At 70.4% G+C, this 23,442-nt stretch carries 18 protein-coding genes; 5 read left to right on the top strand and 13 right to left on the bottom strand.

Features of this window, described 5'->3' with window-relative positions; all coding sequences use genetic code 11:
• Positions 1–26 precede the first annotated feature (26 nt).
• From OG446_RS32705 to OG446_RS32730, 6 genes are all read right to left on the bottom strand, one after another.
• Positions 27–1,634 (bottom strand): FAD-dependent monooxygenase, encoded by a 1,608-nt coding sequence (locus tag OG446_RS32705; RefSeq protein WP_328897404.1) that lies wholly within the window; start codon positions 1,632–1,634, stop codon positions 27–29.
• A 116-nt stretch (positions 1,635–1,750) separates the two neighbouring features.
• Positions 1,751–2,734, bottom strand: coding sequence for a sphingomyelin phosphodiesterase (sph, locus tag OG446_RS32710; RefSeq protein ID WP_328897405.1), 984 nt, complete (start codon positions 2,732–2,734; stop codon positions 1,751–1,753).
• A gap of 147 nt (positions 2,735–2,881) precedes the next feature.
• Positions 2,882–3,526, bottom strand: coding sequence for a class F sortase (locus tag OG446_RS32715; protein WP_328897406.1), 645 nt, complete (start codon positions 3,524–3,526; stop codon positions 2,882–2,884).
• Between the two features lie 91 nt (positions 3,527–3,617).
• Positions 3,618–3,986 (bottom strand): sortase-dependent protein, encoded by a 369-nt coding sequence (locus OG446_RS32720; RefSeq protein WP_328897407.1) that lies wholly within the window; start codon positions 3,984–3,986, stop codon positions 3,618–3,620.
• Between the two features lie 124 nt (positions 3,987–4,110).
• The gene (locus OG446_RS32725) at positions 4,111–6,120 is read right to left on the bottom strand and encodes an ATP-binding protein (protein ID WP_443050246.1); all 2,010 of its coding nucleotides are present in this window, start codon (positions 6,118–6,120) and stop codon (positions 4,111–4,113) included.
• Between the two features lie 124 nt (positions 6,121–6,244).
• Positions 6,245–6,979 carry a response regulator transcription factor gene (locus OG446_RS32730; RefSeq protein ID WP_328897408.1) on the bottom strand — a complete coding sequence of 245 codons (735 nt, stop codon included), beginning with the start codon at positions 6,977–6,979 and terminating at the stop codon, positions 6,245–6,247.
• 135 nt (positions 6,980–7,114) lie between these two features.
• Here OG446_RS32730 and OG446_RS32735 point away from each other — a divergent pair, with 135 nt between their 5' ends.
• Positions 7,115–7,936, top strand: coding sequence for a maleylpyruvate isomerase family mycothiol-dependent enzyme (locus OG446_RS32735; RefSeq protein ID WP_328897409.1), 822 nt, complete (start codon positions 7,115–7,117; stop codon positions 7,934–7,936).
• Positions 7,937–7,978: 42 nt separating this feature from the next.
• On the opposite strand, the gene OG446_RS32740 is transcribed toward OG446_RS32735, so the two are convergent.
• The 3 genes from OG446_RS32740 to OG446_RS32750 all read right to left on the bottom strand — a co-directional run bounded on the left by OG446_RS32740 (position 7,979) and on the right by OG446_RS32750 (position 12,910).
• Positions 7,979–9,694, bottom strand: a complete 1,716-nt coding sequence (locus OG446_RS32740) for an AAA family ATPase (RefSeq protein ID WP_443050294.1) — start codon at positions 9,692–9,694, stop codon at positions 7,979–7,981.
• 421 nt (positions 9,695–10,115) lie between these two features.
• Complete coding sequence (locus tag OG446_RS32745; protein ID WP_328897411.1) at positions 10,116–12,287, bottom strand: hypothetical protein; 2,172 nt, start codon at positions 12,285–12,287, stop codon at positions 10,116–10,118.
• Between the two features lie 143 nt (positions 12,288–12,430).
• Positions 12,431–12,910: a GtrA family protein gene (locus tag OG446_RS32750; RefSeq protein ID WP_328897412.1), complete on the bottom strand. Its 480-nt coding sequence runs from the start codon at positions 12,908–12,910 to the stop codon at positions 12,431–12,433.
• Positions 12,911–13,155: 245 nt separating this feature from the next.
• Here OG446_RS32750 and OG446_RS32755 point away from each other — a divergent pair, with 245 nt between their 5' ends.
• Positions 13,156–13,806, top strand: coding sequence for a hypothetical protein (locus tag OG446_RS32755; protein ID WP_328897413.1), 651 nt, complete (start codon positions 13,156–13,158; stop codon positions 13,804–13,806).
• 58 nt (positions 13,807–13,864) lie between these two features.
• Here OG446_RS32755 and OG446_RS32760 read toward each other — a convergent pair whose 3' ends face one another.
• The 3 genes from OG446_RS32760 to OG446_RS32770 all read right to left on the bottom strand — a co-directional run bounded on the left by OG446_RS32760 (position 13,865) and on the right by OG446_RS32770 (position 19,980).
• The gene (locus OG446_RS32760; RefSeq protein WP_328897414.1) at positions 13,865–16,006 is read right to left on the bottom strand and encodes a UvrD-helicase domain-containing protein; all 2,142 of its coding nucleotides are present in this window, start codon (positions 16,004–16,006) and stop codon (positions 13,865–13,867) included.
• A gap of 107 nt (positions 16,007–16,113) precedes the next feature.
• Positions 16,114–18,282: an AIPR family protein gene (locus tag OG446_RS32765; RefSeq protein WP_328897415.1), complete on the bottom strand. Its 2,169-nt coding sequence runs from the start codon at positions 18,280–18,282 to the stop codon at positions 16,114–16,116.
• Between the two features lie 102 nt (positions 18,283–18,384).
• Positions 18,385–19,980: a serine/threonine-protein kinase gene (locus tag OG446_RS32770; protein ID WP_328897416.1), complete on the bottom strand. Its 1,596-nt coding sequence runs from the start codon at positions 19,978–19,980 to the stop codon at positions 18,385–18,387.
• Between the two features lie 244 nt (positions 19,981–20,224).
• On the opposite strand from OG446_RS32770, the gene OG446_RS32775 reads away from it, so the two are divergent.
• Positions 20,225–21,541, top strand: a complete 1,317-nt coding sequence (locus OG446_RS32775) for a hypothetical protein (protein WP_328897417.1) — start codon at positions 20,225–20,227, stop codon at positions 21,539–21,541.
• Between the two features lie 133 nt (positions 21,542–21,674).
• On the opposite strand, the gene OG446_RS32780 is transcribed toward OG446_RS32775, so the two are convergent.
• Positions 21,675–22,229: an ATP-binding protein gene (locus OG446_RS32780; RefSeq protein ID WP_328897418.1), complete on the bottom strand. Its 555-nt coding sequence runs from the start codon at positions 22,227–22,229 to the stop codon at positions 21,675–21,677.
• Between the two features lie 118 nt (positions 22,230–22,347).
• Between OG446_RS32780 and OG446_RS32785 the strand changes: the two genes are divergently transcribed.
• Positions 22,348–23,214 (top strand): helix-turn-helix domain-containing protein, encoded by an 867-nt coding sequence (locus tag OG446_RS32785; RefSeq protein ID WP_328897419.1) that lies wholly within the window; start codon positions 22,348–22,350, stop codon positions 23,212–23,214.
• Positions 23,211–23,411: a DUF397 domain-containing protein gene (locus OG446_RS32790; protein ID WP_328897420.1), complete on the top strand. Its 201-nt coding sequence runs from the start codon at positions 23,211–23,213 to the stop codon at positions 23,409–23,411. The genes OG446_RS32785 and OG446_RS32790 overlap by 4 nt, the downstream gene beginning before the upstream one ends.
• Positions 23,412–23,442 lie beyond the last annotated feature (31 nt).

Consider the following 23,442-nt stretch of genomic DNA (forward strand, 5'->3'; position numbering starts at 1 on the left):
CGTTCGGGTACGCCGGCCCGGGAACATCACCGCGCGGGGTCCGAGAGGGTTGCGACGTAGCCGGACACGGCCTTCGCGGTGCCCGGGAGCGGGAAGCGTGCGCCGAGCTGCCCGTCCGGGCGCACGATGAAGCCGGTCGGGCCTCCGGGGCGGTAGAGCCTGGCGAACTCACCGGCGGCATCGCGGTACGCAGGAGCGTCCGGCGGGGAGTCACGCCCCACGACGGTGACCGTGTGGAGTCCGCCCGCCGCGCCCGCGTCCGTTTCCCCGATGTCCGAGTACTCCCGCACGTACCGCACCAGCACGTGTCCCGTGAGTCCGCGCAGGACGTCGAACAGGCGCAGCGGGTAGGTGGCCACCGGCGTGGTCAGCCCCGCGCAGTCCGGGGCCCGGTCGCCGGGCTGGGGTGCGTCGGCGGGACCGTACGGGGCGCCCACGATCGGCCCGTCCCGGTAGCCGACGAGCAGCTGGGCCTCGCGGAGCATCAGCGTCGTCATGTCGTCGGCGTCGTTCTCGATGCCCCGGGTCGCATGCCGGACGGTCCTGCCGACGACCTCCTCGCCGACCGGGCGGCGTTCGGCGTCATAGCTGGTGAGCAGGGCGGGACCGGCTTCCCCGCGCACGACGAGGGCGAGTTTCCAGGCCAGGTTGCAGGCGTCCTGGATGCCGGTGTTCATGCCCTGCGCCCCGGTCGGCGGATGGATGTGGGCGGCGTCGCCCGCGACGAAGACCCGGCCCTCGCCGTACCGGTCGACGATCCGGTGGCTGATGCGGAAGACGGAGGCCCAGCGCATCCCGGACAGGGAGGCCGGCCGGGGAGCCAGGCGGTCGACGACGGCCTGGATGTCGGCGAGCGCCGGCACGCGTCCGCCCTCCAGCCCGTGCGCCACCTCGCTTCCGCCCGTCGCCCCGGCGGAGAGTCCGGGCGGCACCAGCATGGACATCCGGTAGCGGCCGTCGCCCGGGAGCGGGATGCAGACCAGCAGGTCATCGGTGGAACCGTCGTCGCCGGTGTGGCTCGCGCGCACCCCGTAGCCGTACGGCAGGTCCCAGTCGGCCACGACATCGGCCAGCATGTACTCCTCGGCGAACGCCCCGCCCTCGAACGCCAGCCCCAGCCCTTTGCGCACGGTGCTGTGCGCGCCGTCGCAGCCGACGAGGAACCGGCAGCGGACCTCCTCGTCGCCCCCGGGACCGCTGCTGAGCCGTGCCGTGACCCCGTCCGCGTCCTGGGTGAACGACACCAGCTCGGTCCCGCGCTCGACGCGGGTGTCCAGGCCCGCCACGTACTCCTCGAGGATGCGCTCGGTCTCGTACTGCGGAAGCGCGGCGAAGCCGTAGGGCACCTCGGGAGGCAACGTGAGACCGATCCGCGCCACCTCGCTCCCGTTGACGTGGATCAGCTGGCCACGCATCGGAACGGCCGCCTCCAGCACGGTCCGCACCAGACCCATCCGGTCCCAGATCTCCAGCGTGCGCGGCTGGACGCCGACGGCCTTGGCGTACGGGAGCCGGGCCTTCAGCCGCTCGACGACGCGGCACGCCACCCCGCGACGGCGCAGCTCGGCGGCCGCGCTCAGCCCGACCGGTCCGGCGCCGACGACGATCACGTCAGTGGTGTGGTCGTGCGCCATGGATGCCTCCCGCGCCTCGCCCCCTGCCGGTCCCTCCTCCATGGTCGCCCCACGCCGAACGGGCGGCGAGCCGGGGGAGCGGGGGGCCGGGGGCGGCACCGGATCCGTCCGGCCGCCTAGCGCGCGGCTGCGACGACCGGGTAGTGATCCGAGAGGTTCGTGTACGTGTAGTCCGTTCCCCAGCTGGAAACGGTCCAGGGCGCGCTGTCCTCCTTGACCACCTCGTTCGTCCACCCCGACGGCTTCGCATGGCCCGCACGGTGCAGCACGTGGTCGAGGTCCTCGCGCGGGTCGTCGGGGTAGCGGTCGGCGGCGATCGAGTTGTCCTGGGTGTCGAAGGAGTACGGGTGCCCGGTGCGGGCGTCCGCCCCGGTCAGCCCGGCGTTCGCCAGCAGCGACGCGTACTCGGGGGAGTGGGAGTCGACGTTGAGGTCGCCCGCCACGATGACCTGCTCGGACGCGGGAATGTCCTTCGCGTCGAGGAACACGTCGATCTGCCGGAACTGCCGGCCCCGGATCTCCGCCGCCTCGCCCGCACCGCATCCCGGATCGGTGGACTGGGTGTGGGTGCCGACGATGTGCACCCGGGCACCGTTCACGTCCAGTTCGGCATAGGCGAAGCCCTTGTTGGACCACCAGTCGCTGCCGCAGGCGTCCTTGTAGATGTGCTGCTCCTGCCGGACGATCGGCCACTTGCTGAGGACGGTGACGCCGCCGTCCTCGGGCGTCGCGGCGGAGTAGGACCCGCTGGTGGCGTCCCATCCGCTCCTGCTCCGGCCGACCACCGGGGTGTGGTAGGGGTACCGGTCCGAGGCGCCGGCCGTCAGCGCGTCCGACGAGGCGTTGTCGAACGCCTCCTGGAGCACGACGACGTCGTTGCCACGGAAGAAGGCGGTCTTCGGTATCTCGGCCGCCCGGTGGGCCTGGCCCCAGTTGGGGTAGAGGCTCGTACTCATCAGGAACGTGTTGTACGTGAGCACCCGCAGGGACGGAGTGCCGGCGGCGGCCGACGCGTGCGGGGCGCCGATGGTCAGGGTGACGGCGGCGAGCGCGGCGGACAGGGTCACGCCGGAGATGCGGCGAAGCGCGGAGTGGGGCACCTGGACTCCTGATTCTGCTGTTGCAGTTGGGGGGTGGTGAGGTACGGGCCCCATGAAAGCAGGGGGAGTTACCGATGGGTAGACGGCGAGTGCCGGGCACTCCTCCTACCGCTGTCCATCAGATGCCTGCCTCCGCCCCCTCACCCGTCACACTCTCTTCGCGTACACGATGAGGTTGTCCACGGGGTGCCCCTGGGCGTCGAACGCTCCGTCACAGGTGATCAGTCGCAGGGCCCGGTCCTCGGTGCGTCCGTAGACCCGGGCGGTCGGGAACGCGTTCTTGCTCGCCGTCTCGCGGCCGGTGACCTTGAAGTGGACCGTGGCGCCGGCCTCGTCGCGGACGGTGATGTCCGCACCCTTGGTGATCTTCTTGAGGTCGTGGAAGACGGCCCGGCCGAGATGGGTGTCGTTGTGGCCGATCAGGATCGCGGGCCCGGGCTCGCCGGGTACGGAGCCTCCGGTGTACCAGCCGACCGTCATGCCCTTCTCGGCGGGCGGTACTTCGACCGTGCCGTCGGTGTTGAGACCGAGGCGCATGATGTCGCTGTCCACCCCGAGGGACGGTATGGAGACGTGGGCCGGCGGCTGAGCGGGCTTCTTGGCCGGGAGTGTGTCCGTGGCTTCGGCGCCAGAGGTGCCGGCCGTGGTGGGGGACTGCGCGACGGCGGCCGGTGACTTGGACGGCGAGGTGTCGGAGCAGCCCGTCAGTGCGGGAAGCGTGGCCAGCGCGAGGCAGGCGTACACCGGAAGCGCGGCGCGCACACGCCAAAGGGACGAGAACGTACGGGACATGAGAGCGGGCTCCTGAAACGATCGGGTGACGGCAGTGGCGCCGCCCAGGTGAAGGGCGGCGCCACTGCGGGCTGTTCGGCTGCGGGTGTGGTCAGCCGTTGCTGCGGCCGGCGTGGCGGCGGCGCAGAACGACCGTTCCGGCGCCACCGATCAGCAGGGCGGCCACGGCGGAACCCATGACGGTGGCGGTGTTGTCGCCCGAGCCACCGGACGGTTCCTCACCGGCGGCGACTCCGCCCCGGGGCATGACTGACGGGGCCTCCGACGGCATGGCCGACGGGGTGGCGGTGGGAGGTGCCGGGGCGGTGGAGGGCTCGGAACTCGGCGACGCGGGAGCGACCGAGGGCGTGGCCGTGGGCGTGGGGGAGGAGTCGGCGAACGCCGAGGTGGCGGGGACACAGACCGCGCCGACCGCGACAGCGGTGAGGACGGCGGTACGCAGAGACGTACGCAGGGGCATGAACATGGCTCCGTTCCAGGTCGGCCTCGACGGCGCCGCGGTGCGGGGCGCACCGCGGCGCGAGGCGTGCCGACAGGCTGGCGCGAAGTTATGAAGAAGCTGTCAGAACGCTGTGGTCATCGCATCAGGGCTGCCCGGGACGGTCCGCGGGGGCAGCGCCAGGACCGTCCACGGGGGCGTGTTCCGGTCGATCGGCCGGAAGGCGCAGGGTGAACACCGAGCCCTCCCCCGGCACGCTGGCCGCCGTCGCCGTCCCGCCATGAGCCTCCGTCAGTTTCCGTACGATCGCCAGACCGAGCCCGCTGCCGCCCGTGCGGCGGCTGCGGGACTTCTCACCGCGCCAGAAGCGGTCGAAGACATGGACGAGGTCCTCGGCCGGGATGCCGGTGCCCGTGTCCGCCACGTCCACGAGGACCGAGTCGCCCGACGCGGAGCCGTATGCGCGCAGCGTCACCCGGCCGCCGGCCGGGGTGTGGCGCACCGCGTTCGACACCAGGTTGCCGATGGCCTGGCGGAGCCGGACCGGATCGGCCGTCAGCCCCGGCACGGGGCGGTCCGGTCGCGACGGCGGCGGCACGGTCAGGGCCACCCCGGCCGTCTCGGCGCGGGCCTGGTGCGCTGCGGCGACCTGGGTCAGCAGCTCCTCGATCCGTACCGGCTCCGCATGCAGCCGCAGGGCGCCCGCGTCGGCCTGGGCGAGGTCTTGGAGGTCGTCGATGATGTGCTGCAACTGCACGGCCTCCTCGTGCAGGGAGGCGATGAACGCCGGGTCCGGATCGGCGACCCCGTCCTGCGCCGCCTCCAGCCAGCCCCGGATGTTGCTGAGCGGGGTGCGCAGTTCATGGGCGACGTCGCTGACCATGGCCTTGCGCTGGGACTCCAGCCGTGCGCGGTGGGCGGACATGTCGTTGAACGTGGCGGCGAGCCGCCCGATCTCGTTGTCCGCGGTGACCCGTACCGGTGCGGTGTCCTCCCCGTCCCGCATCCGCTGGGCGGCGCCCGTCAGGGCGCGCAGGGGCCGGACGAGCCGGGCGCCGACGAGTACCGAAGCGCCCACGGTGAGGGCCAGGACGAGGGCGGCCGCTCCGGCGATCCTGGCGGTGTTCGCCGGGGAGAGGTCGAAACCGGGGACGGTGGTGCCGCCGGTGTCGCTGATGAACAGCAGGGCGGGCGAGGCGACGTACGAGCTGAGCTGTTCCCGGCGGGCGGTGCCCACGCAGGAGGCGATGGCCCGGTCGTCCTCCCCGGTGCCGACGGCGGGCGAGGGCGCGGTGCTCGCCATGACGCTGGGTGTCTCGGTCGGCGCGGGGCTCGGCGCGGCCTCCGGTTCGATGCCGCTGACGGGGCCCGGCGCCTCGCTCGGCGGCGTGGTGGGGACCGCCGTGGGCACGGGTTCCGCGCTCTGCCCCCAGGAGAGGTCGAGTTTCAGGTGGACGCCGCTGCGGTCCTGACGCTTCAGACAGGCGTCGGCCAGTTGGTTGAGGGCCTTCAGGGCCCGCTCTTCCGTGGCGGTGGGTGCGTCGAGGGCATCGGTGGTGCAGCGGCTTCCCTGAATCCTTTCCGGGTCGTTGCCCACCACCTGGATCACCGGGCGCCCGCTCTCGGTCCGGACGACGTCGGAGGCGATCCCGGCCTCGTTCAGGCAGGCCACGCCCCGGTCCGCGATCTGCCGCAACGCCGTACGTTCCGCGGCCGGCAGCCGGAACGGCCCGACGGCTCGCGGATCGACCCGGTCCGCCGGCGTGCCGGACGGGCCCGCGTTCTCGGCGGCCAGCGCGGTGTCCACCGACAGCGGGTCCACGATCGCCGACGCCTGGGCCGGCAGCGCCGCGGCCTTCTCCGGGGCGGCCGAGTCGGCGAGCGGCGTGCGCTGTTCGGTGGTCAGCGCGATCCGCCGGCCGGACTGCTCGGCCAGGTCGCGCACGGTCCCTTCGACACCTTCCCAGGTGGGATGAGCCGCCGCGTAGCCGAGCAGGCTGTGGTAGATCCGGGCGTCGGCGGTGAGGTTCTGCCCCTGCTCCTTGAGGATCGCGCCGGACGTCGTCTGTACGGCGAGCCAAGCCGTGGCGGCGACCGAACACGCCGCCACCAGCGCCGATACGGCCAGCAGCCGGGCGAACAGGCTCTTGCGCAAGGGCAGCCGTGCCCGCGACGTGGCGGGGGCGGGGGTTCCACCGGACTCCGGTGCGGCAACGGACTCCCGCGACGCCCCGGACTCCGTTGCCGCTCCGCGCGTTCCGCGCCGGGGGCGCCCCTCGCTACGACGACGCACGTGCCGTGGCCTTCGCCGGGTCGGTCAGCTTGTATCCCACACCGAAGACGGTCAGGAGCCGGGTGGGCCGGCGCGGCGCGCGCTCGATCTTCTTCCGCAGGTTCATGACGTGAACATCGACGGTGCGGTCGCTGATGTACCGGTCGAAGCCGTGCAGCTCCGCGAGCAGTTGCTGGCGGGTGAAGACCCGCTCGGGCTCGGCCGCCAGTGCGGCGAGGATCCTGAACTCACCCGGAGTGCATTCCACCGCCTCGCCTCCGACCGACACCACGTGCCGGGTGGGATCGACCACCAGGGTCCCCACCGTCAGGACGGCAGCGTCCACCGGCGCGGTCTCCCCGGCGTCCGACGCACGCCGGCTGCGGCGCAGGAGCGTGCGGACCCGGGCCATCAGTTCGCGCGGGCTGTACGGCTTGGTCACGTAGTCGTCCGCGCCGAGGTCGAGGCCGAGCAGCAGATCGTCCTCCGTGGAGCGCGCCGTCAGCATCAGCACCGGCAACTCCCGGTGCTCGGCGCGCAGGACGCGTACCACGTCCAGACCGTCGGCACGAGGCATCATCACGTCGAGGACCAGCAGGTCGGGCTCCTGGTGCCGGACCGCGTCGAGGGCCGCGAGGCCGTCGCCGACGACGGTGACGTCATGGCCCTCCCGTTCGAGGTAGCGGCGGAGAAGCTCCGCCTGTTTCACGTCGTCCTCGGCGATGATCACATGGGCGCACACGCGTCCGATCGTAGAGGGGTTCGAACGGTGGGCGTCGACCTCTTGCCGGGAGGACCCGCGAACTGCTCTTGTGTACCCGCAGGTAACCGCAGTGGACGGCGGACGCGTGGGCGGCGTCGGAAGGACGGTGGAGCGGTGGAGCCGAAGGCGGGGCAGAAGAGGGGTGGAGTGCTGCCCGAGGGACTGGCCGACGCGATACGCACGACGGCCGAGGAGATCGCGGAGCTGTTGCGCACCGCTCCCGACACCGGCGCTCCCGTACCGGGGCTGACCTGGACGGTGGGGGAGGTGGCCGCGCACCTCGCGCAGGCCAACGCGCTGATGGCCGACGTGGCGGCCGGGCACCCGCACGCCCACGGCGACGGCAGCCCACAGAGCATCGCCGCGGCCAACGAGGAGGCCCTCGCGGCATTCGGTGAGCGCGCGGCGGAACCCCTGGCGGCGATGATCGTGGCGCAGGCGGCCGCCTGCCTGGACGCGGCGACCGGACACCCCGCGGACGAGACGCTGATGACACCGATGGGGCCGATGAACCGCGCGGTCCTGGGCTCGTACCTCCTGACGCACATGCTGGGCCACGGCTACGACCTGGCCCGCGCACTGAAGCGCCCGCACATGGTCGACGCCGCCCGGGTCCGTCTGACGCTCCCGTTCATGGTCCGGGCCATGCCCCGGGTGACCGAAGCCACCACCACGGCAGGACTGAACGCCCGCTACGCGGTACGGCTGTGGGGCGGCGGCCGTTTCGGCGTGACGTTCACCGACGGCACGGCGGCCGTGGGGCACGAGCTGCCCGACCGCCCGGACTGCACGATCTCCATCGAGCCGGTCACCTTCCTGCTGATGGGGCTCGGCCGCAGCTCGCCGGTGGCTGCCATGGCCCGGGGGCGCGTCTTCGCGTGGGGCCGCAAGCCGTGGCTCGGGCCCCGGTTCCCGGCGTACTTCACGGCGCCCTGAGCGAAGTGAACACACGGGCGCGGATCCTCGACCTCGGCAGCCCTATGCGCCGCTGTTCTCGTGCGACTCCATGAGCTCCTGGTGTGCGGCCACCACGTCCTCGGTGAGCACGGTCACCATCTCCGCACGGGTCGGCGTGCTGTTCGCATGCGTGGCGTACAGCCGTAGATCCCGTTGCGCGGAGGCCTTCTGGCACAGCTCCCGCGCGAAGCGGGCGTTGCCCACCGTGTCGGCCATCCCGCCGTCCACGATCGCCGAGCAGAACGTCCCGAGGACCTCGACCGCCCCTTCATCCGGTTCGTCGCCCTGGGAGGCCAGGACGGAGCGGGCGATGAGGACCAGCTCCTGCGCGGAGTAGGACGGGAAGTCGACACGCGTGGTGAAGCGGGACACGAGCCCGGGGTTGGCGGCGAGCAGGCCGGCCATCTCCTCGCGGTATCCGGCGAGCACGACGACGAGCCGGTCCCGGTCGTCCTCGGCCCGCTTCAGGAGCACCTGCAACGCCTCGTCACCGAACGCGTCGCCGCCGCTGTACCCGCTGTTGGACAGGGCGTACGCCTCGTCGATGAACAGCACCCCGTTCAGCGCCGAGTCGATGACCTTGCTGGTCTTGATGGCCGTGGACCCGAGGTGCTGCCCGACGAGGTCGACGCGCTGGGCCTCGATGACGTGCCCCGAACTCAGCAGCCCGAGCCCGGCGAAGACCTTGCCGATGATGCGGGCGACGGTCGTCTTGCCCGTCCCGGGCGGACCTGCGAAGACGAAGTGCCGGGGCCGCGCCCCGCCGGGAAGCCCCTGCTCCTCACGGAGCGCGGCCATGCGCAACTGGGCGATCAGCGTGAGCACCTGGCGCTTCACGGGCTCCAGGCCGATCATGCCGTCGAGCGACTTCTGCGCCTCGGCGAGCAGCCTGGCCCGCGCCTCGGCGTCGGGCTCCGCGCTGTCCGAACTCCCTTGTGACGGCTGGGGCCCCGCCGGGGCCGGGACGGTGGGCGAGGGGGCGGCCGGCTGCGCCGGCCTCGGCGGAACCAGGTCCTGAGCCGTGGGAGCCGGGGCTGCGGGGGCGGGAGCCGGCCGGGCCTGGGCGCGAACATCCACGTCGAAGAGCCCCGGCGCACACCGGAAGGCGTACTGATACCGCTTGAGCGCCTCCTCCTGACGCCCCAGCTCCTCCAGCGACCGCCCCATGAAGTACTTGGTCTCGGCGTCGAACCTGCTGCCCGTCTCCAGCTTCCGCGGCAGCGGCGCCAGTACGTTCAGCGCCTCGTGGTAGACGCCCTGGGCGAACAGTGCCGCGCCGACGTACAACTGCGCCTCGTCGTACAGGAACGCGTCACCGATCCCGGTCGCGAACCGCAGTACGAGGGCCCAGTCCTCCTTGACGAACGCGTAGCGCGTGCAGACGAACTTGGTCTCGTCGCAGTCGAGTTGAGCGGTCCTGAGGCCGTCCCACGCCTCGTCGACCCGCTTCTTGTCCAGCAGCGACGACATGGCCGCCAGCCACAGGTCGCGTGCGTTCTCCAGACGGAAGGTGACGTAGTGGCCGATCTGGAACGTGGACCGCAGCGGCAGCCCGAACTTCGTCCGCAACGCACCGAAGGACCCGGAACACCGGAGCATGCCCTCCAGCGCCTCCTCCTGCCGCTGACCGGTCGCGTGCAGCCCCAGCCACGCGTCGGCGGCGGAGGGATCGTGGGTCGCGGCGAGTGCGAACTGCGCGCCGGCGCCCGCGGTGTCCCCGCGCTGCATCAGGGCCATCGCCTGGCTCCACGCCTGCTCGGCCTTCCTGACCGAACCCCGGCTCGCGGCTGGACCCTGCACTGGCTTCTCCCCTCGACGGGCGCGCAGCCCGCTCCGGCGGCCGACGGGGCCCACCCTGATGACCTGGAACGCTGGTCAGGATAACAACGTGCGCGCGTCGGGTTCCTGCGCGTGTCCGTCGCGCGCGGGGCAGACACACGCCGCCCGGTCCGGCTGTGACGGTGCCGTACGGGTCCAGGAGCGGAGAGGCCGTCCCCGCTGCGGGCAGCGGGGCGGAAAACGATGCGGGCGGCGCTCGCGCGGTGAACGCGGACGCCGCCCGGAGCGATGTCGAGGGCCGGGAAAGCGAAGGAACTCGGTGTCAGAGAGGAGTGAGAAGGAAGCCCCTTCATGGCCTGGCCGTGGCCAACGCTAGCACTCAGCCCGGGATCAAGTCGCGCAGATTCTCGGGGGTGATGACCAGGGAGTCCGGGTGCAGTCCTTCGGGGCGTTCGAGGCCGATGTACGTCACCGGCTCCTCCGGAGGCCGCCCGGCGTCCCACAGATCCACGGCCGGGGAGCCGGCCGGCCTCAGGCCGATCAGATACCTCACGGTCAGGTACTCGCGCTCCACGACGGCGCGCACCACCTTGGACACCGACACCTGGTTCTCCTCGACCCGGTTGGCCGACGAGATGCCCCTCAGGTACAGGTGCAGCCACTTCGCACGCCAGCGGCCGTCGTCCTCGCGCCGGAACACCAGGGGCAGCGCCACCCGGCCCGCACCACGGAGGTCCGACTTCATGCGTACCGTGCGCGGCTCGAACGGCCGGCCCTTCTGCTCGCCGTCGCGCAGCATGAAGCCGAAGAACGATTCCTCGACCTCCTCGAAGTTCTCGCCGGAGAAGATGTTGACCTGCGGAACGATGCAGGCGCTGCGTACCCGGTCCAGGGACAGGCTGATGAATTCCGAGGCCCCCTCGGGCGCCTCGGTGACATCGCCCGAGTGCTCGCCCCCGACAGCCGTGAGAGAGGTGTAGGAGAGCCAGGAGTCGGTGCTGTAGTCGGTGTGGAGGAGCAGCGCCGAGAGGTCGTAGTCGGTCCGGTTCCCGGTCTCCTTCCAGTACACGAAGAAGCGCAACTGGTCGCCGTCGACCGCCGAGACCGAACCGCGCGGCAGCACGCCGAGGCCGCCCGCGGTCGCCCTGCCGCTGAGCGGCAGCGCCACGTCGAGCACGTCGGGGTCGACCAGCAGCCGGCCCGGTGCCGGGAGCCTGCGGCGTATCTCGGCGTCGAGCGCGATGATCAGCCGATCGCGGTCGGCGGCGGGGACCGGCGGCCGGAAGTCGTGATCGACCCAGCCGCGACCCCGGCGGTTGACGAAGATCCGGGGCGCGGCGGTCTCGTGTTCCCGGTTCTGGAAGTGCTCGCGGACCGACAGCACGACCCGCCCGGAGACCTCGGGAGCGACCTCCACCGCGGCGGCCACCACCGCGTCCCGTACCTCCTGGTCGGCGGCGATGCGCAGCAGGAGGTCGAGGGCGCGGAACAGCCTGCCGGGTGCGGACTTCAGCAACCGCGTTGCCCCGAGGACGTCGTACGAGTCGAGGAGCTCTTCGACACGACTGTCGAAGGTCCGCGCTTCCTTCTCGCCCCGCGCCACCGCGAACACGTCGGCAGCGTGCGGCCAGCGCGGGTACTCGTGCGGGTGAAGGCGCTCGCCGAGCCGCTTGAAGGGTTCGCGGTACGCGTGCACATCGGCCAGCTTCGCGGGGTTCGCCGCGATCACGGCGTCGAGGCCGGCGAGCAGGGCACGGCGGACCGGCCGTGAGAGGGCCCGGAACCGGGTCGGCTGCTGCAGTGTCACATCGCCGCCCGACAGCGCGCAGGCCAGCCGCAGCACATCGACGACGGTGTCCAGCAGGAGGTCGGAACCGACGGCGAGACGGGCCTCGTTCACGACCGCCCGGTTCTCCCGGACCGGGATCGACTCCGGCTGGGGGCCGCGTGCGCAATGCCCGGCGAGCGTCCTGAGGTCGCGCAGGTGCTCCTCGCCCAGCGGCGTCGTACTGCCCGCCAGGGCCAGGTACAGGCCTGTGACCTCCTCCTCCAGCTCCCGTCCGAGGTGCAGAACGGTCACCCGGTCACCGGCGGACGCGATCAGCTCGTCCTGTGCCGCGAGCATCTCCTCGTAGGTGTGCTGGTAGCGGCCGTACGTGGGGAGACTGAGCAGGTCCAGCACGCCGTTCGCCAGCTGCGTCAGCACGTTCTCGCGGGTCGTGTCATCGCCGAGCGCCTTCGCCACACACGACATCCAGAACTCTTCGGTGCCCGGCACGTTCGCCGGAAAGTCGATGAAGTACGCGTTGTGCCGGACGTGGTCGCCCGCCATCTCGCACACGGCGAGCAGCGTCTGCTCGGCAGTCCGCACGACCGTGGCCTCGGGCAGCTCCGACAGCCGCTCCAGCAACTCCGCCGAGAGCTTGAAGCCCACGGACGTCAGCGCCGCATCGAGGCTTCGCGCGGCGGCGCGCCCTTCCCCGGTAGAGGCCTTGGGGAGGGGGAGCCGGTGGGTGTGCCGGATCACCAGCGATTCGAGACTGTGCGTCATCCGTGGATGATCGCAGAGGTGTACGAGTTGACGCACAGGAGTTTCCTTCGCCTCGCTCGACCGCCTCGTTGACGCGAACGGCGGCGAGGACAGGGGATGCGCCCGAGGTGGCCGGCGGCTTGATCCACCGACCGGTGTCGCGCTCAGGCAGCCATCGCCACGGAAGCCTTGCCGAACGGAGCCTTCCGGGTCCCGCCCGCCGTGCGCTCCCCGAAGACGACGACCCGCAGCAACGCGAACCGCCCGGCGCCGGCGATCCCCGACGCGGACAGGTAGACGGTCTGCTGAACGAGGGCCGAAGGCTCGGACCGGACCGCGTACAGGCAGAACAGGGCCCCGGTCGTGAACGCGTAACTCACCGCCACGGTCAAGCCCGACTGAAGGTGGACACCCCACCCGCGGCGCTCGCTGCGGAACGAGATCCGGCTGTGCAGTTCGGTCGCGATCACGGTGGACACGACGGTGACGAGTGCGTTGGCGAGCACCAGCGGCATCCGGTCGTGGAGGAGGACCAGAACACCACTGGAGGCGACCCCGACCCCGCCACCACAGATGACAAAGCGCACGAAGGCCGTCAGGGCCGGGTGAAGCGTGCGCGTCGGGTGGGGCGAAGGGGCGGTCACGAGTGGGCCTCCGAAGGCTGTGTGAAGCGGTGCGCCTATTCCACTCCAGAACCTACGGACCAGGCGTCCTCCGCACGACCCGGTTTCTCCCCTACCTTCGTGGGGGTTGTCCCCCAGGGGCCCTGGGGGACAACCCCCACCCGAGCGGCGGGACCGGACGGGATCGGACTCGGACAGTCGAGCCTCCGAACTGCGGCGAGCGCCTCACAGGCGCAGACTGGTGGATGGTCGGAAGGAACCTTGCCATGTACCAAGGACGAGGCAGGCCCGGTAATCGTGTCCCGCTGCTGATGGCGCTGGCCGCCGCAAGCTGCATGCTGGTCGGGTACGGCGGGCCGGAGGCTGCCGCAGGACCAGCGCCAGGAACCGAGAGGGCCGCTCCGGTGGCCGAGGCATCCTCCGCCACCCCGCCCCCGGATGACGTGCGGACGCTCAAGGAGGGCAAGACCCTGCCTGTGGCGGTCACGCCCAACGAGGTGCTCGACATCCCGGCGAGTTCAGCCGAGGTGACACTGACGGACGTGAAGCAGGCGCATCGGATCCCGCAGGGTGAGTACCTGTCACCGGCGACGGCCGATCCGGGGACGACGTACATCTGCCTTGAGTTCAAAGTGAAGAACACGAGCAACCAGACGTTCAAGACGACGTACCTCGCCGACGCACGCTGGACCGGCAAGGACGGCGAGACCGAGAACGTCGACCAGGCGATCGGGGTCGACTGCGCCGAACTAGGGCTGGAGAAGAAGAGCTTCCTCGACGCGCCGGAACCCAGGCCCGGAGAGTTCGTCCGTGCCACGACAGTCCTCATGGTGCCCGACGATCAGCCCGGGGTCCTCGAGTTCGACGAGGCTCTGGAGCACGCCATGTTCAAGGTCGAAACGTCTCCCACCACGTGACAGCGGCCGATCCTGGACGGCACGACGCGCGGGCCCTGCGGGGAGGGACGCCCGTCACTCAGGCCACCGCCCCCGCCTCGACCAGGAACGGACTCGGACTCCCCGACCAGGACACGTACAGCCCGTCCCGGGCCCGGGTGCAGGCGACGAAGAGCAGGCAGCGCTCGGCCATGAGATCGGCCTCGTGCTGGAGCCGGTCCACATCGGCCGACGTGACGGCCCCGGGGTAGGGCAGGGCCCCGTCGTGCACGCCGATCACTGCCACGCAGCGGAACTCCAGCCCCTTGAAGGAGTGCATGGTTCCGATGCGTACGGTGGGCGCGTCCTCGGCGGCTCCGGACCGCAGTGGCGCTGCGGGGATGCCTGCGGCCGTCAGCCGTTCGATCGCCTTGGCGCAGTTCTTGTTGAAGCGTGCGCTGACGCCGATGTCGCCGGGGCTGACACCGGCCTCCGTCCAGGCACGGATCTGCGCTACGAGCGAGTCCAGTTCCGCGTCTGCCGAAGCGGCCCCGTGTACCACCGGACCGTTCCCGTGGAGTGCGGAGCGGTAGCCCAGCAGCGTCTCGTTGCGGTCGTCGTCCTCCAGCTGTGCGAAGGGTCGGCCGACGAGCAGTGCGGTGGACCAGCTCAGGATCTCGTGCGTACTGCGGTAGTTCTTCCGCATCTTCGTCGAACGGCCCGTGACCTTGATGCCGAGCGCCTTCAGCGACACCTTCGAGTCGTAGATCCGCTGGTGGGGATCGCCGGCGATGAACAGATCGTCGGGGCGTGGCGGGGCGGCGGCGCGCAACAGCCGCCACTGTGCCGGGTGGAGGTCCTGGGCCTCGTCCACGACAATGTGCCGGTAGAGCGGTTGCCGCCCTTCGAGGAGGTCGGCGGCCTCCGCACACGTACCCAGGTAGGTGCGCAGGCCGTCGGCGGCAAGGCCGTCGGAGAACGCCTGGATCGTGCGCCACACGACGAGCCGCTGGGCGACGGGGAGCCGGCTGCCCCGCCCCGGCCGGTCGGCGGCTTCGTACTCCTCCAGGCTCCGCAGGTTCTGGGCCAGGACGACGTGCTTGTACTCCTGGGCGAGGAACTGTGCCGTGCCGGTGAAGCCGGCGGCTCGCGCGGCCTGTTCCCAGCGCGTCTGCTCCTCGCCACCCCGCAGTGGGCGGCGCGACGTGGCGACGACCCGGCTTGCCAGCGCGTCCACGGTGGTGATGTCCACCCGGTCGCGCAGGTGCGGGTCCTCTACTAGGGCCGCGAGACCGCTGCGCAGCGCGTCGACGAGAACGTTGGTGTACGTGGTGAGCAGAATGCGCTCGCCGTCGCGCAGGAACCCGAGGAGATGGCGAACGCGGTGCAGCGCGACGACGGTCTTGCCAGTGCCGGGGCCACCGGTGACCTGGGCGGGGCCTGAGTAGCTGGCCCGGTAGGCGACCTTGTGCTGGGAGGGGTGCAGGAAGACCCGCCAGGCGGCGAACGGCTTGTCGAGGATGTCGCGGAGCTCGTCGGACGCGGTGATGAGGGCGATGCGGGTGCCGGTGCGGTGGATCGCGGTCGCGAAGTCTGCGGTGTCCACGGGCGTGGTGTCCGCGGGGGCGGCAGAGAGACCGACCGACACCACGTCCCGCCACACCTCCTCCACGGTGAAGCCCGCGGCGAGATATTCGAGAACCTCGCGCTGGTCCTGTGGAAAGTACGGCGCGAAGACCTCCAGCTGCTCGAGGTTGGTGAGGGCGCGGGCCTGACGCAGCGTCGTCCCGTCGATCCCGAGCGCGGTCAGGTCCCCGTCGGACACCTTCGCGAACAGCCGCTGGTCGGGAGCGGGCGCGATGCGCTCGTACGCGGGGGTGAGCTCGTCGAGCATCGCGATGTCGCGGATCTCGACGGCCCGGGTCACGGTGTTGATGCTGGCCTTCTGCTTGACGGCCCAGTCGATCGCCTTGTCGTGCGGCATCACGCGGAGCAGCACGAACGTGTCGCCGCTGTCAGGCGCGAGGACGACACCCCGCGTCCCCTGGTCGATCCGGATGGTCCGGATATGAGGATCACGGGCGCGCTTCAGACTCTCCAGCTTCAGCCCGGGGTCCTTGAACAGCTGGTCCAGGGTGAGGTGTTCGAACTTCTCCCACGCGCTGAACACACCCTCTTTCACGCTCCCCTGGAGCTTGCCGAGCTGAGCGCAGAAACCGACGTCGAAAGCGAGGTGGGGCATGGTTCAGTTCTCCATACTCAAGTACGGGGCGCGGTGGCGGGTGGGGTCGCCTGGGCGGCCGCGATGTGGACGGAGCGCCGCGGCTCACCCAGGGACGTCCGTCAGACTCAGTCGACGCGCTCCGAACCTTCGTCCGGCTCGTCCAGTTCGTCGAGAATCCGCCAGGCCAGGTCGGCGAGCGTCTCGCCCGAAGCAGTCGACCACCGTGCTGTTCCTTGGTTGGCCACGGGCCGTTTCTCCCACTGCGCGAGCTTCCACATGAGGGAGACCAGTCCGGAGGGTGAGTACGGTTTGCCGTCGGCGGCCCAGAGAATCGGTTTGGTGCGGTGCGGGCGCCACGTTGCTCGCGACCGCTTCTCGTCCTCAGCCAGCCAATCCCGGAGGGCTTCGGCTTCCAGCGGGTACCCGGTCGTGAGGGTGAGCGGGTCACCCTCGGAGAGCACAGCCTTGTCGATCAGGACGGAGACGGCATTTGGGCGCCGACGCTTGCGCTGCGCAGGTGTGCGGCGGTACTTGTCCGGAGGCGCGGTTCCGTCCGCCGCCGTAGCGGCGCCGAGTACCTGATCCGCGATCTCGCGGCAGCGGTCGACATCCGCGCACACGGCCCGGATCTGCGAGCGCTCGGTATAGAGCTCGTCGATCGTGGAGGCTACGGCGGGCAGTAGCTCACCCACCAGCTGCGGAGTCCGCGCAATCGCTTGAGCGGCCCACTCCAATTTTGGGTCAGGCTCGTCGATGGCTTCGGTGTCGAGCCTGCGGAAGACCAAGTGCGTGAGCAGATAGGCCCCATGCTCGGTGAGGGCGACGCCTCGTCCCTCGTAGCGAGGCCGTAGTTGATGAAGGTTGCGACGGACCTCTCTGAGGACCTGCACCGTGTTCCACAGGAGGTAGGCACTCGGCTGCGGGCGGAACAGGGTGTCGTAGATCCCCTGCGTTCCCCGCTCCCACAACACGTCCAGGGTTGATGCGATGCGAGCCGCGTACTGGCTGTCAGGATGCGCGCAGGCTAGTGCACACGCCCCTTCGACGACCGAGCAGCCGGTGTCCGGATGCGGGTCCAGCTCGCTGCGTCGGACGCTGTACTCCAGCCCGAGTTCGGCTCGCATCTCGTCAAGGATGGCTGCCTGCACCGAGTCGAGCGCGATGAAATCACGCGCCTCCACACGGTTCTGACGGTTGTTGGCCTGAGTTGTCTGTCTGGCGAAGTCTGCGGCTTTGCCCGTCACGATGATCCGTACGCCGACCTGCGCCGAAGCGGCGGCATCATCTCCGGCGACCGCCTCGGCGACGGATCTGACGGTCTGAGCGCCGTTGACGACACTGGCGTTGTGCAGCGTCAGACTGAGCGGTCGCGTGTGGGGCGTTCGCATGGATTGCTGCGTCTTCTCAACCGATTCGCACAGCACGGTGACGCCATTGTTGAAGTACCAGAAGTGAGCCGGTTGCTCATTGAGGGTGTCGATCAGTTCGTTGTTGATCGGAGTTCTGCCAAGCGGATTGCGGATGTTGAGGTTGAAGAGGTCAGATCCGTGATCTACCCACTGGGCTACCTGCTCAGCCTCGATGACACCTTGATACGACTCGTACGGAGCGCTGATCGCGAACCATGGGAACAGATCGGCCGTGAGCTCAACCGGCCGGGGAGCTAGGTCCTTGCGGACCGATGCCCAGACTTCCGGGGCAAGGATGATGCGATGGTTCAGCACGTCCCCGTGCTGGTTGAACTCCTTCTCTCCATCGATCAAGGCATGACGGAACCCCTCACCCACGTCGTCTGCCCGCATGAGAACGACAACCTGAGTGACCGGAACAGGGCCTTTGGACATGACGGTCTTGGCGAGCTCCGCCAGCTGGCGGCCGCGCGGATTGAACGCGGCGAAGTCCTCGTCGTCGATGAGCCGCAGACCAGCCAGCAGCTCCATGACAGCCAGTCGCTCACCCTTTGCTGCGCCCTTCTTGCTCCACTTACCTTGAACCAGATAGACGTGCGGATCTGGCCCGTCGACGACAGCGATGGCATCGATGCCTTTGTCGGCCTGGCCGTCAATAACCGTGCCGGCTGCTTCCCGCGGACTGAACCCTGTAACCATGCGCACGGCCTGCGCTGTCAGCGCGCGTGACAACAGGCGCGGCTCCCGCTCGTCCGGCCGCATCCCTTCCAGGTCACTGGCATCGAGCAGCCCCGGTTCCAAGTAGACGGTGCGCAGTGCCTGCTCCACCTGGCGAACCTGCAGGATGACGTCGCCGTCGCTCTTGTCGGCATTCCGATTGTTCATGCTCTGCCCCTCCCATGGCCCGACCCCTCACGCTTGGGCGCGCCGCACCGACTGACCAGCAAGATCGTTCCACATCCACCGGGACGTACTAGAGATTTCCGACTACTCGGAATCGTCGAGGCCGAGGCCGAGGCCCAACAATGCCAGTGCCTCGCCGACCTCCTGGGTCATTTCGTCGGCGGGTCCGAAGACGAGACACAGGTCGTCGTGCAACGGCCGGAGTATCCGGCCGGCCTCGGTCGCCTGTCCTTGGGCGAGCAGCAGCATGCCGATGTCGCGGCGCAGTTCGACGGCCTCCTCGCTGAGATCGCTGTCGACATTGCGTACGACGTCGAGGAGGCCACGCAGCGCGGCGAGCGCGTCGGTGACCTGGCCGATCTTGGCACGGCAGCGTGCGGCCTGGGCGCGGCAGGCGCGGGCCCGCTCGCCGGTGGGGCCGTCGGTGCGTGCGTAGGCGTCCGCCAGCGCGTCGAACTCGGGCAGGGCGGCCCGGTAGTCCCCGCCGAGCAGCTGGATCGCGGCCCGTCCGGTCCGCAGCTCCAGGACCCTCCGGCTCTCCGAGCCGAGCGCGCGGGCGGCGGGTTCGATGATCTCCCCGAGCACCTCGGCGGCCTGGGCGAACCGCTCCTCCTCCAGGAGCGCGTCGGAGTGCGCGTACGCCTCCTCGATCTCGGCACGCAACTGCGCCGGAACGGGGACGGGCGCGGCGGGTACGGCAGCCGGATCGGCGGTCACGGGCGCGGGCCGGCCCGCCCCCGCGCGGGCCCGGGGCGCGTACGGGTTGCGGAAGACCCCTGTCGGGTCCGGCGCCCCCGCCGGTCCGGCCTCGCCGGGTATGGGCGTCCGGCCGGGCGGCGGCAGGAAGGGACGCAGTCGCTCGTACACGTCCTGCACATCGGCGGGCCGCGCCTCGGGCGCCTTGAGGAGCAGGTGCAGGACGAGATCCTCCAGCTCCTGCGGCACCTCGGGGCGCAGTACACGCAGGGGAGTGGGAGCGCCGTTCACGTGCTGGTGCATCACCATGTACTCACTGTCAGCCGTGAACAGCAGCCGCCCGCTGAGCAGTTCATGCAGCACGCAGCCGAGCGCGTACAGATCGGTCTGCGGTGTGGTCCGCCCGCCGCGCACCTGCTCGGGTGCCATGTACTGGTACGTGCCGATGGGCGTGCCGGTCGCGGTCAGCTTGGTGACATCGGTCCGCAGGATCGCCGCGATCCCGAAGTCGAGGACCTTCACCGTCCCGTCGCGGGCGACCAGGATGTTGCCGGGCTTGAGGTCGCGGTGGATGACCGGCACCTCGTGCGCGTAGGAGAGCACGGTGGCGACCTGCGCCGCCACGGCCACCGCCCAACTGACCGGAAGCAGCCGGTCCGGGGCGATGTACGCGGACAGCGACACCCCGTCCACCAGCTCCATGACCAGGAACAGCCGCTCGTACGTGTCATCGAGCACCGCGTCGTAGACCTGCGGCACACCGGGGTGCTGGATGCGCGCGGTGATCCGCGCCTCGCGGCGGAAGCGCTTGGCGAACTCCTCCGCGAGCTGCTGCGAGCCGCCGACGGACTGCTGCCGGATCAGCTTCACGGCGACGGGCCGGTCGAGCACGGTGTCGTAGCCGCGCCACACGTCCCCCATGCCGCCGTTGTCGAGGGGCTCCAGGAGCTCGTACCGACCTGCGATCGGCTGCTGCTGCGGCACATTGCCCCCGTGTGTGCGTGTGCTGGCCGGTGCGCGCGGCTGGATGGACCGGCTTTCGGCAGGGTGAAGGGCAAGTGTCCCTGGTGAGGAGATCTTCAGTCCAGCGCCGGCGGTGCAGGAGTGTCCGGAACGCCTCTTTCCGGTCAGGTGGGTGGGAACGGTCCCCCGTGGTTGAATCCGCAAGGTTCATGCCGTTCTTGTCGGAGGTCGGCCGTACGCTGTTGTCGGAAAATTGGGGGAGACGATGATTGACTACCGCAAGGCGAGCGTTCCGGTGTGGACGCTGGCGACCGGTGACGTACGGGTGCCCGAAGTGGTCGGGGACGAGCCGATGACAGCGGCGCGCCTGGGCGAACTGCGCAGCGCACTGGCCGGCTTGGCGGACCAGCCGATTGCCACACTTGAGGCGCATCCGCTCCCCGGCCAACTGGACCGCAGCAAGGGCATGTCGCTCGACGCCGTCAGTCCCCTGGCGCAGCACCTGTCGCAGCTCATCACGCAGTCGGCGCGCGGATCCTCCGCGGCGGCCAGGGCGACCGCTTCCGGTGAGTGCCTGTTCCGCATGGTGGTCCCGGCGAAGGTGGCCGCCCAGTACGGCCAGGGCGCCGTCCGTCCTATGGCGGCCAAGGGGATTGTCTGCGGCTTCCGAGGCCCCCTCGTGAACTCCACCACGGGCAAGATCGTCGCCGGCACGACGTTCGTTCCGGTCGGTACGGCAACAGCGGGCGCGGCCGGTGGGGCCGGTGCGGCGGCCGGTGTCGCGGTCGGCGGCAGCGTGGCGCTCACCGTGGCCGCGCCGCTCGTGCTCATGGCCGTGGCGGTGGGCGTGAGCGCGCACGTCGATCAGAAGCGCCAGCAGGCCATCGAGCACATCACGGAGCTGCTGGAGCAACTGCACGAACAGAAGCTCGACGACGAGCACAGCGAACTCGACGGCTGCCGCGACGCCATCGACAAGGCCACCGCCCTTCTGCTCGACCAGGGCAAGCTCGGCTTCTCGCTGGGTCTGGACTCGGCGGTGCACGCCATCAACACGGCACTGGGCGCCGCTGACCGCCGCCTCGCCCGGTGGCGGAGCGCCCTCGACAATCTGCCCGAGGGCAAGGTCGTGGACATCGGCACACTGACCAAGTCCTTCCCCGGCATCGACGAGGAAGGCGGCAGATTCCGCGCCCACCTCGAACTCGCCGCCCTGGCCATCGCGCTGAAGCGGCGCGTCGTCGTCCTTCAGGCCGTGGAGCACGCCCAGAGTGACCCTGACAACCTGTTCAGGAACTTCGCCGGCGCCCTCAAGAAGGACCAGCAGCGCCTCGACGAACTGGAGTCGGGCATGACCGGTGTCCTGGAACGCCTTTCGACGCTGGAGCTGGGACGCCCGAGCGGTCTGCGGCCCGTCTTCACCAACGCTGAAGTCGATCGCCTGATGCGCGCGGCCAACCGGATCCGCAGGCTGGGTGACGGCGCGGCGGCCGACAGCCGTACGACGGATGTGGCCATTGAGATCGCCCGCGAGAAGGACGGCTCGGTGGTCGTGTTCCCCGCGCTGTCCGCGTCGGTGTAGGCGAGCTCGCAGTACGCGGGTGGGTGCTGTCGGTGTGCCTGCAGCCGGATCATGTCGCCGTGATCCGGCTGCCCGGGCAAGTCGAGGGCACGGCCGAGCTCGTGGAGGCGTGCCGCACGGGCGACGACGGGGGCTACACACCCTCGCCGACGCCCGGCAGGACTGATCCGCGGCCGAGCGCCGCAGGGGGCAACGGGTGCGCGCGGCTGTCGAGTCGGCGCGCCGGCCCCGTTCCCAGAACGGCCCAGACCGTCTTGCCGGGCCCGTCCGTGCACGGGTACCAGCCCCAGCGATCCGCCAGCGCGGCTACCAGAACGAGACCGCGGCCGCCGTCGCCGTCCAAGTCGTCCGACGGTTCGGTGGGGACGGGGATGCGTTCGCCGCGAGTGTCGGTGACCTCGATGCGCAGAGCGGTGCCCTCGGCGGACACGCACAGCCGGAAATCGCGGCCGGGGACGAGCCCGTGGCACACCGCGTTGGCGCTCAGCTCGGCGACGACGAGCGTCAGCGCGTCATGCGTGTCGCTGCCGTACGGGATGCCCCACGCGTCGAACCGCTCACCGGCCAGCCGCCGGGCGAGGCGGGCGCCGCGGGGCGTGGAGCTGAAGCGCATCGAGAAGTGGTGCCACGGGAAGCGGCGTTGGGCGGTCGGAAGTGGGCGCACGGGGAGTGAGGGATTGCTGGTCATGACTCCACGGTGGCCCTCAGTGGCGTAGCGTGACCAGGGGTGACGCGCCGTCGCGGACTGCTTGTACGCGGAGGCGGTCTGCGTGTACGTACGTGGGTGCGTGGGACAGGCGGTGGCGATGACGGTGGTACGGGGCGACGCGGAGCCGGGCACGGGCGCGGAGACCGGGGAACGGCCGGAGGGCGAGCCGGGGTCCGGAGTGATGATGGCGTTCGGACGGCAGCTGAAGCTGTTACGGCTCCGAGCGGGCCTGGACCGGACCGAGTTCGGCAAGCTGGTGGGCTACGCGGCGCAGTCGATCGCGTCGTTCGAGCAGGGGCGGCGGATCCCGCAGCCGGCGTTCATCGACAAGGCGGACCCGGTGCTGGACGCCGGGGGCTTGTTGCTGGCGTTGAAGGATGAGCTTGCGCGGGCGCAGTACCCGCCGTTCTTCCGGGACGCGGCACGGTTGGAGGCCCAAGCGCTGGAGCTCTTTCTGTACGCGGTAAGTGCCGTGCCCGGACTGCTCCAGACTGAGGAGTACACCCGTGCCCTGCTGGCGATGCGGCGGCCCCTTCTGGACGAGGACACGATCGAGCTGCGCGTGTCAGCTCGCATCGCGCGTCAGGAGATTCTCACTCGGTGGCCGGCCCCCTTGGTGAGCTTCGTGGTCGAGGAGGCCGTTCTGCGCCGGCCGTTCGGTGGTAGGCCAGTGCTTCGTGGCGTCCTTGAGCGGATTCTGCAGGTTGGTCAGCACCGCAGTGTCGAGGTTCAGGTCATGCCGACCGACCGGGAGGACAATGCCGGACTGGATGGACCGTTCACCTTGCTTACTCGCAAGAGTGGTGACCAAATTGCGTATCTGGAGGTGCAGGGGCGCAGCATCCTGCTGACCGACAAGGATGAGGTGCGCTCCGTCGCGGCGCGTTATGGGATCATCCGGTCGCAGGCTCTCACTCCGCGGGAGTCGCTGGGATTCATCGAGAAGTTGCTGGGAGAACTATGAACACCACCGGTAGCCCTGCCACGCGGGAGCTGGCTTGGTTCAAGAGCAGCTACAGCGGGGCCGAAGGCGGCGAGTGCGTCGAGGTAGCCGCCGCAGCCACCCACGTACACATCCGCGACTCGAAGCAGCTCAGCGGCCCTATGCTGACCGTTGGTCCAGAAGCGTGGGCCGGGTTCGTCGGCCTCGTCACCGGCTGACCAACACCACACGACGACGGGAGGGTCCCGC

This window comes from Streptomyces sp. NBC_00236, assembly GCF_036195045.1.
In the GTDB taxonomy this organism is placed as follows: domain Bacteria; phylum Actinomycetota; class Actinomycetes; order Streptomycetales; family Streptomycetaceae; genus Streptomyces.

Bases quoted from the DNA above. Each gene is read 5' to 3' on its own strand.
- OG446_RS32705 (WP_328897404.1), bottom strand. From the start codon at position 1,634: ATGGCGCACGACCACACCACTGACGTGATCGTCGTCGGCGCCGGACCG.
- OG446_RS32715 (WP_328897406.1), bottom strand. From the start codon at position 3,526: ATGTCCCGTACGTTCTCGTCCCTTTGGCGTGTGCGCGCCGCGCTTCCG.
- OG446_RS32720 (WP_328897407.1), bottom strand. From the start codon at position 3,986: ATGCCCCTGCGTACGTCTCTGCGTACCGCCGTCCTCACCGCTGTCGCG.
- OG446_RS32740 (WP_443050294.1), bottom strand. From the start codon at position 9,694: ATGGCCCTGATGCAGCGCGGGGACACCGCGGGCGCCGGCGCGCAGTTC.
- OG446_RS32745 (WP_328897411.1), bottom strand. From the start codon at position 12,287: ATGACGCACAGTCTCGAATCGCTGGTGATCCGGCACACCCACCGGCTC.
- OG446_RS32755 (WP_328897413.1), top strand. From the start codon at position 13,156: ATGTACCAAGGACGAGGCAGGCCCGGTAATCGTGTCCCGCTGCTGATG.
- OG446_RS32760 (WP_328897414.1), bottom strand. From the start codon at position 16,006: ATGCCCCACCTCGCTTTCGACGTCGGTTTCTGCGCTCAGCTCGGCAAG.
- OG446_RS32765 (WP_328897415.1), bottom strand. From the start codon at position 18,282: ATGAACAATCGGAATGCCGACAAGAGCGACGGCGACGTCATCCTGCAG.
- OG446_RS32775 (WP_328897417.1), top strand. From the start codon at position 20,225: ATGATTGACTACCGCAAGGCGAGCGTTCCGGTGTGGACGCTGGCGACC.
- OG446_RS32780 (WP_328897418.1), bottom strand. From the start codon at position 22,229: ATGACCAGCAATCCCTCACTCCCCGTGCGCCCACTTCCGACCGCCCAA.
- OG446_RS32785 (WP_328897419.1), top strand. From the start codon at position 22,348: ATGACGGTGGTACGGGGCGACGCGGAGCCGGGCACGGGCGCGGAGACC.
- OG446_RS32790 (WP_328897420.1), top strand. From the start codon at position 23,211: ATGAACACCACCGGTAGCCCTGCCACGCGGGAGCTGGCTTGGTTCAAG.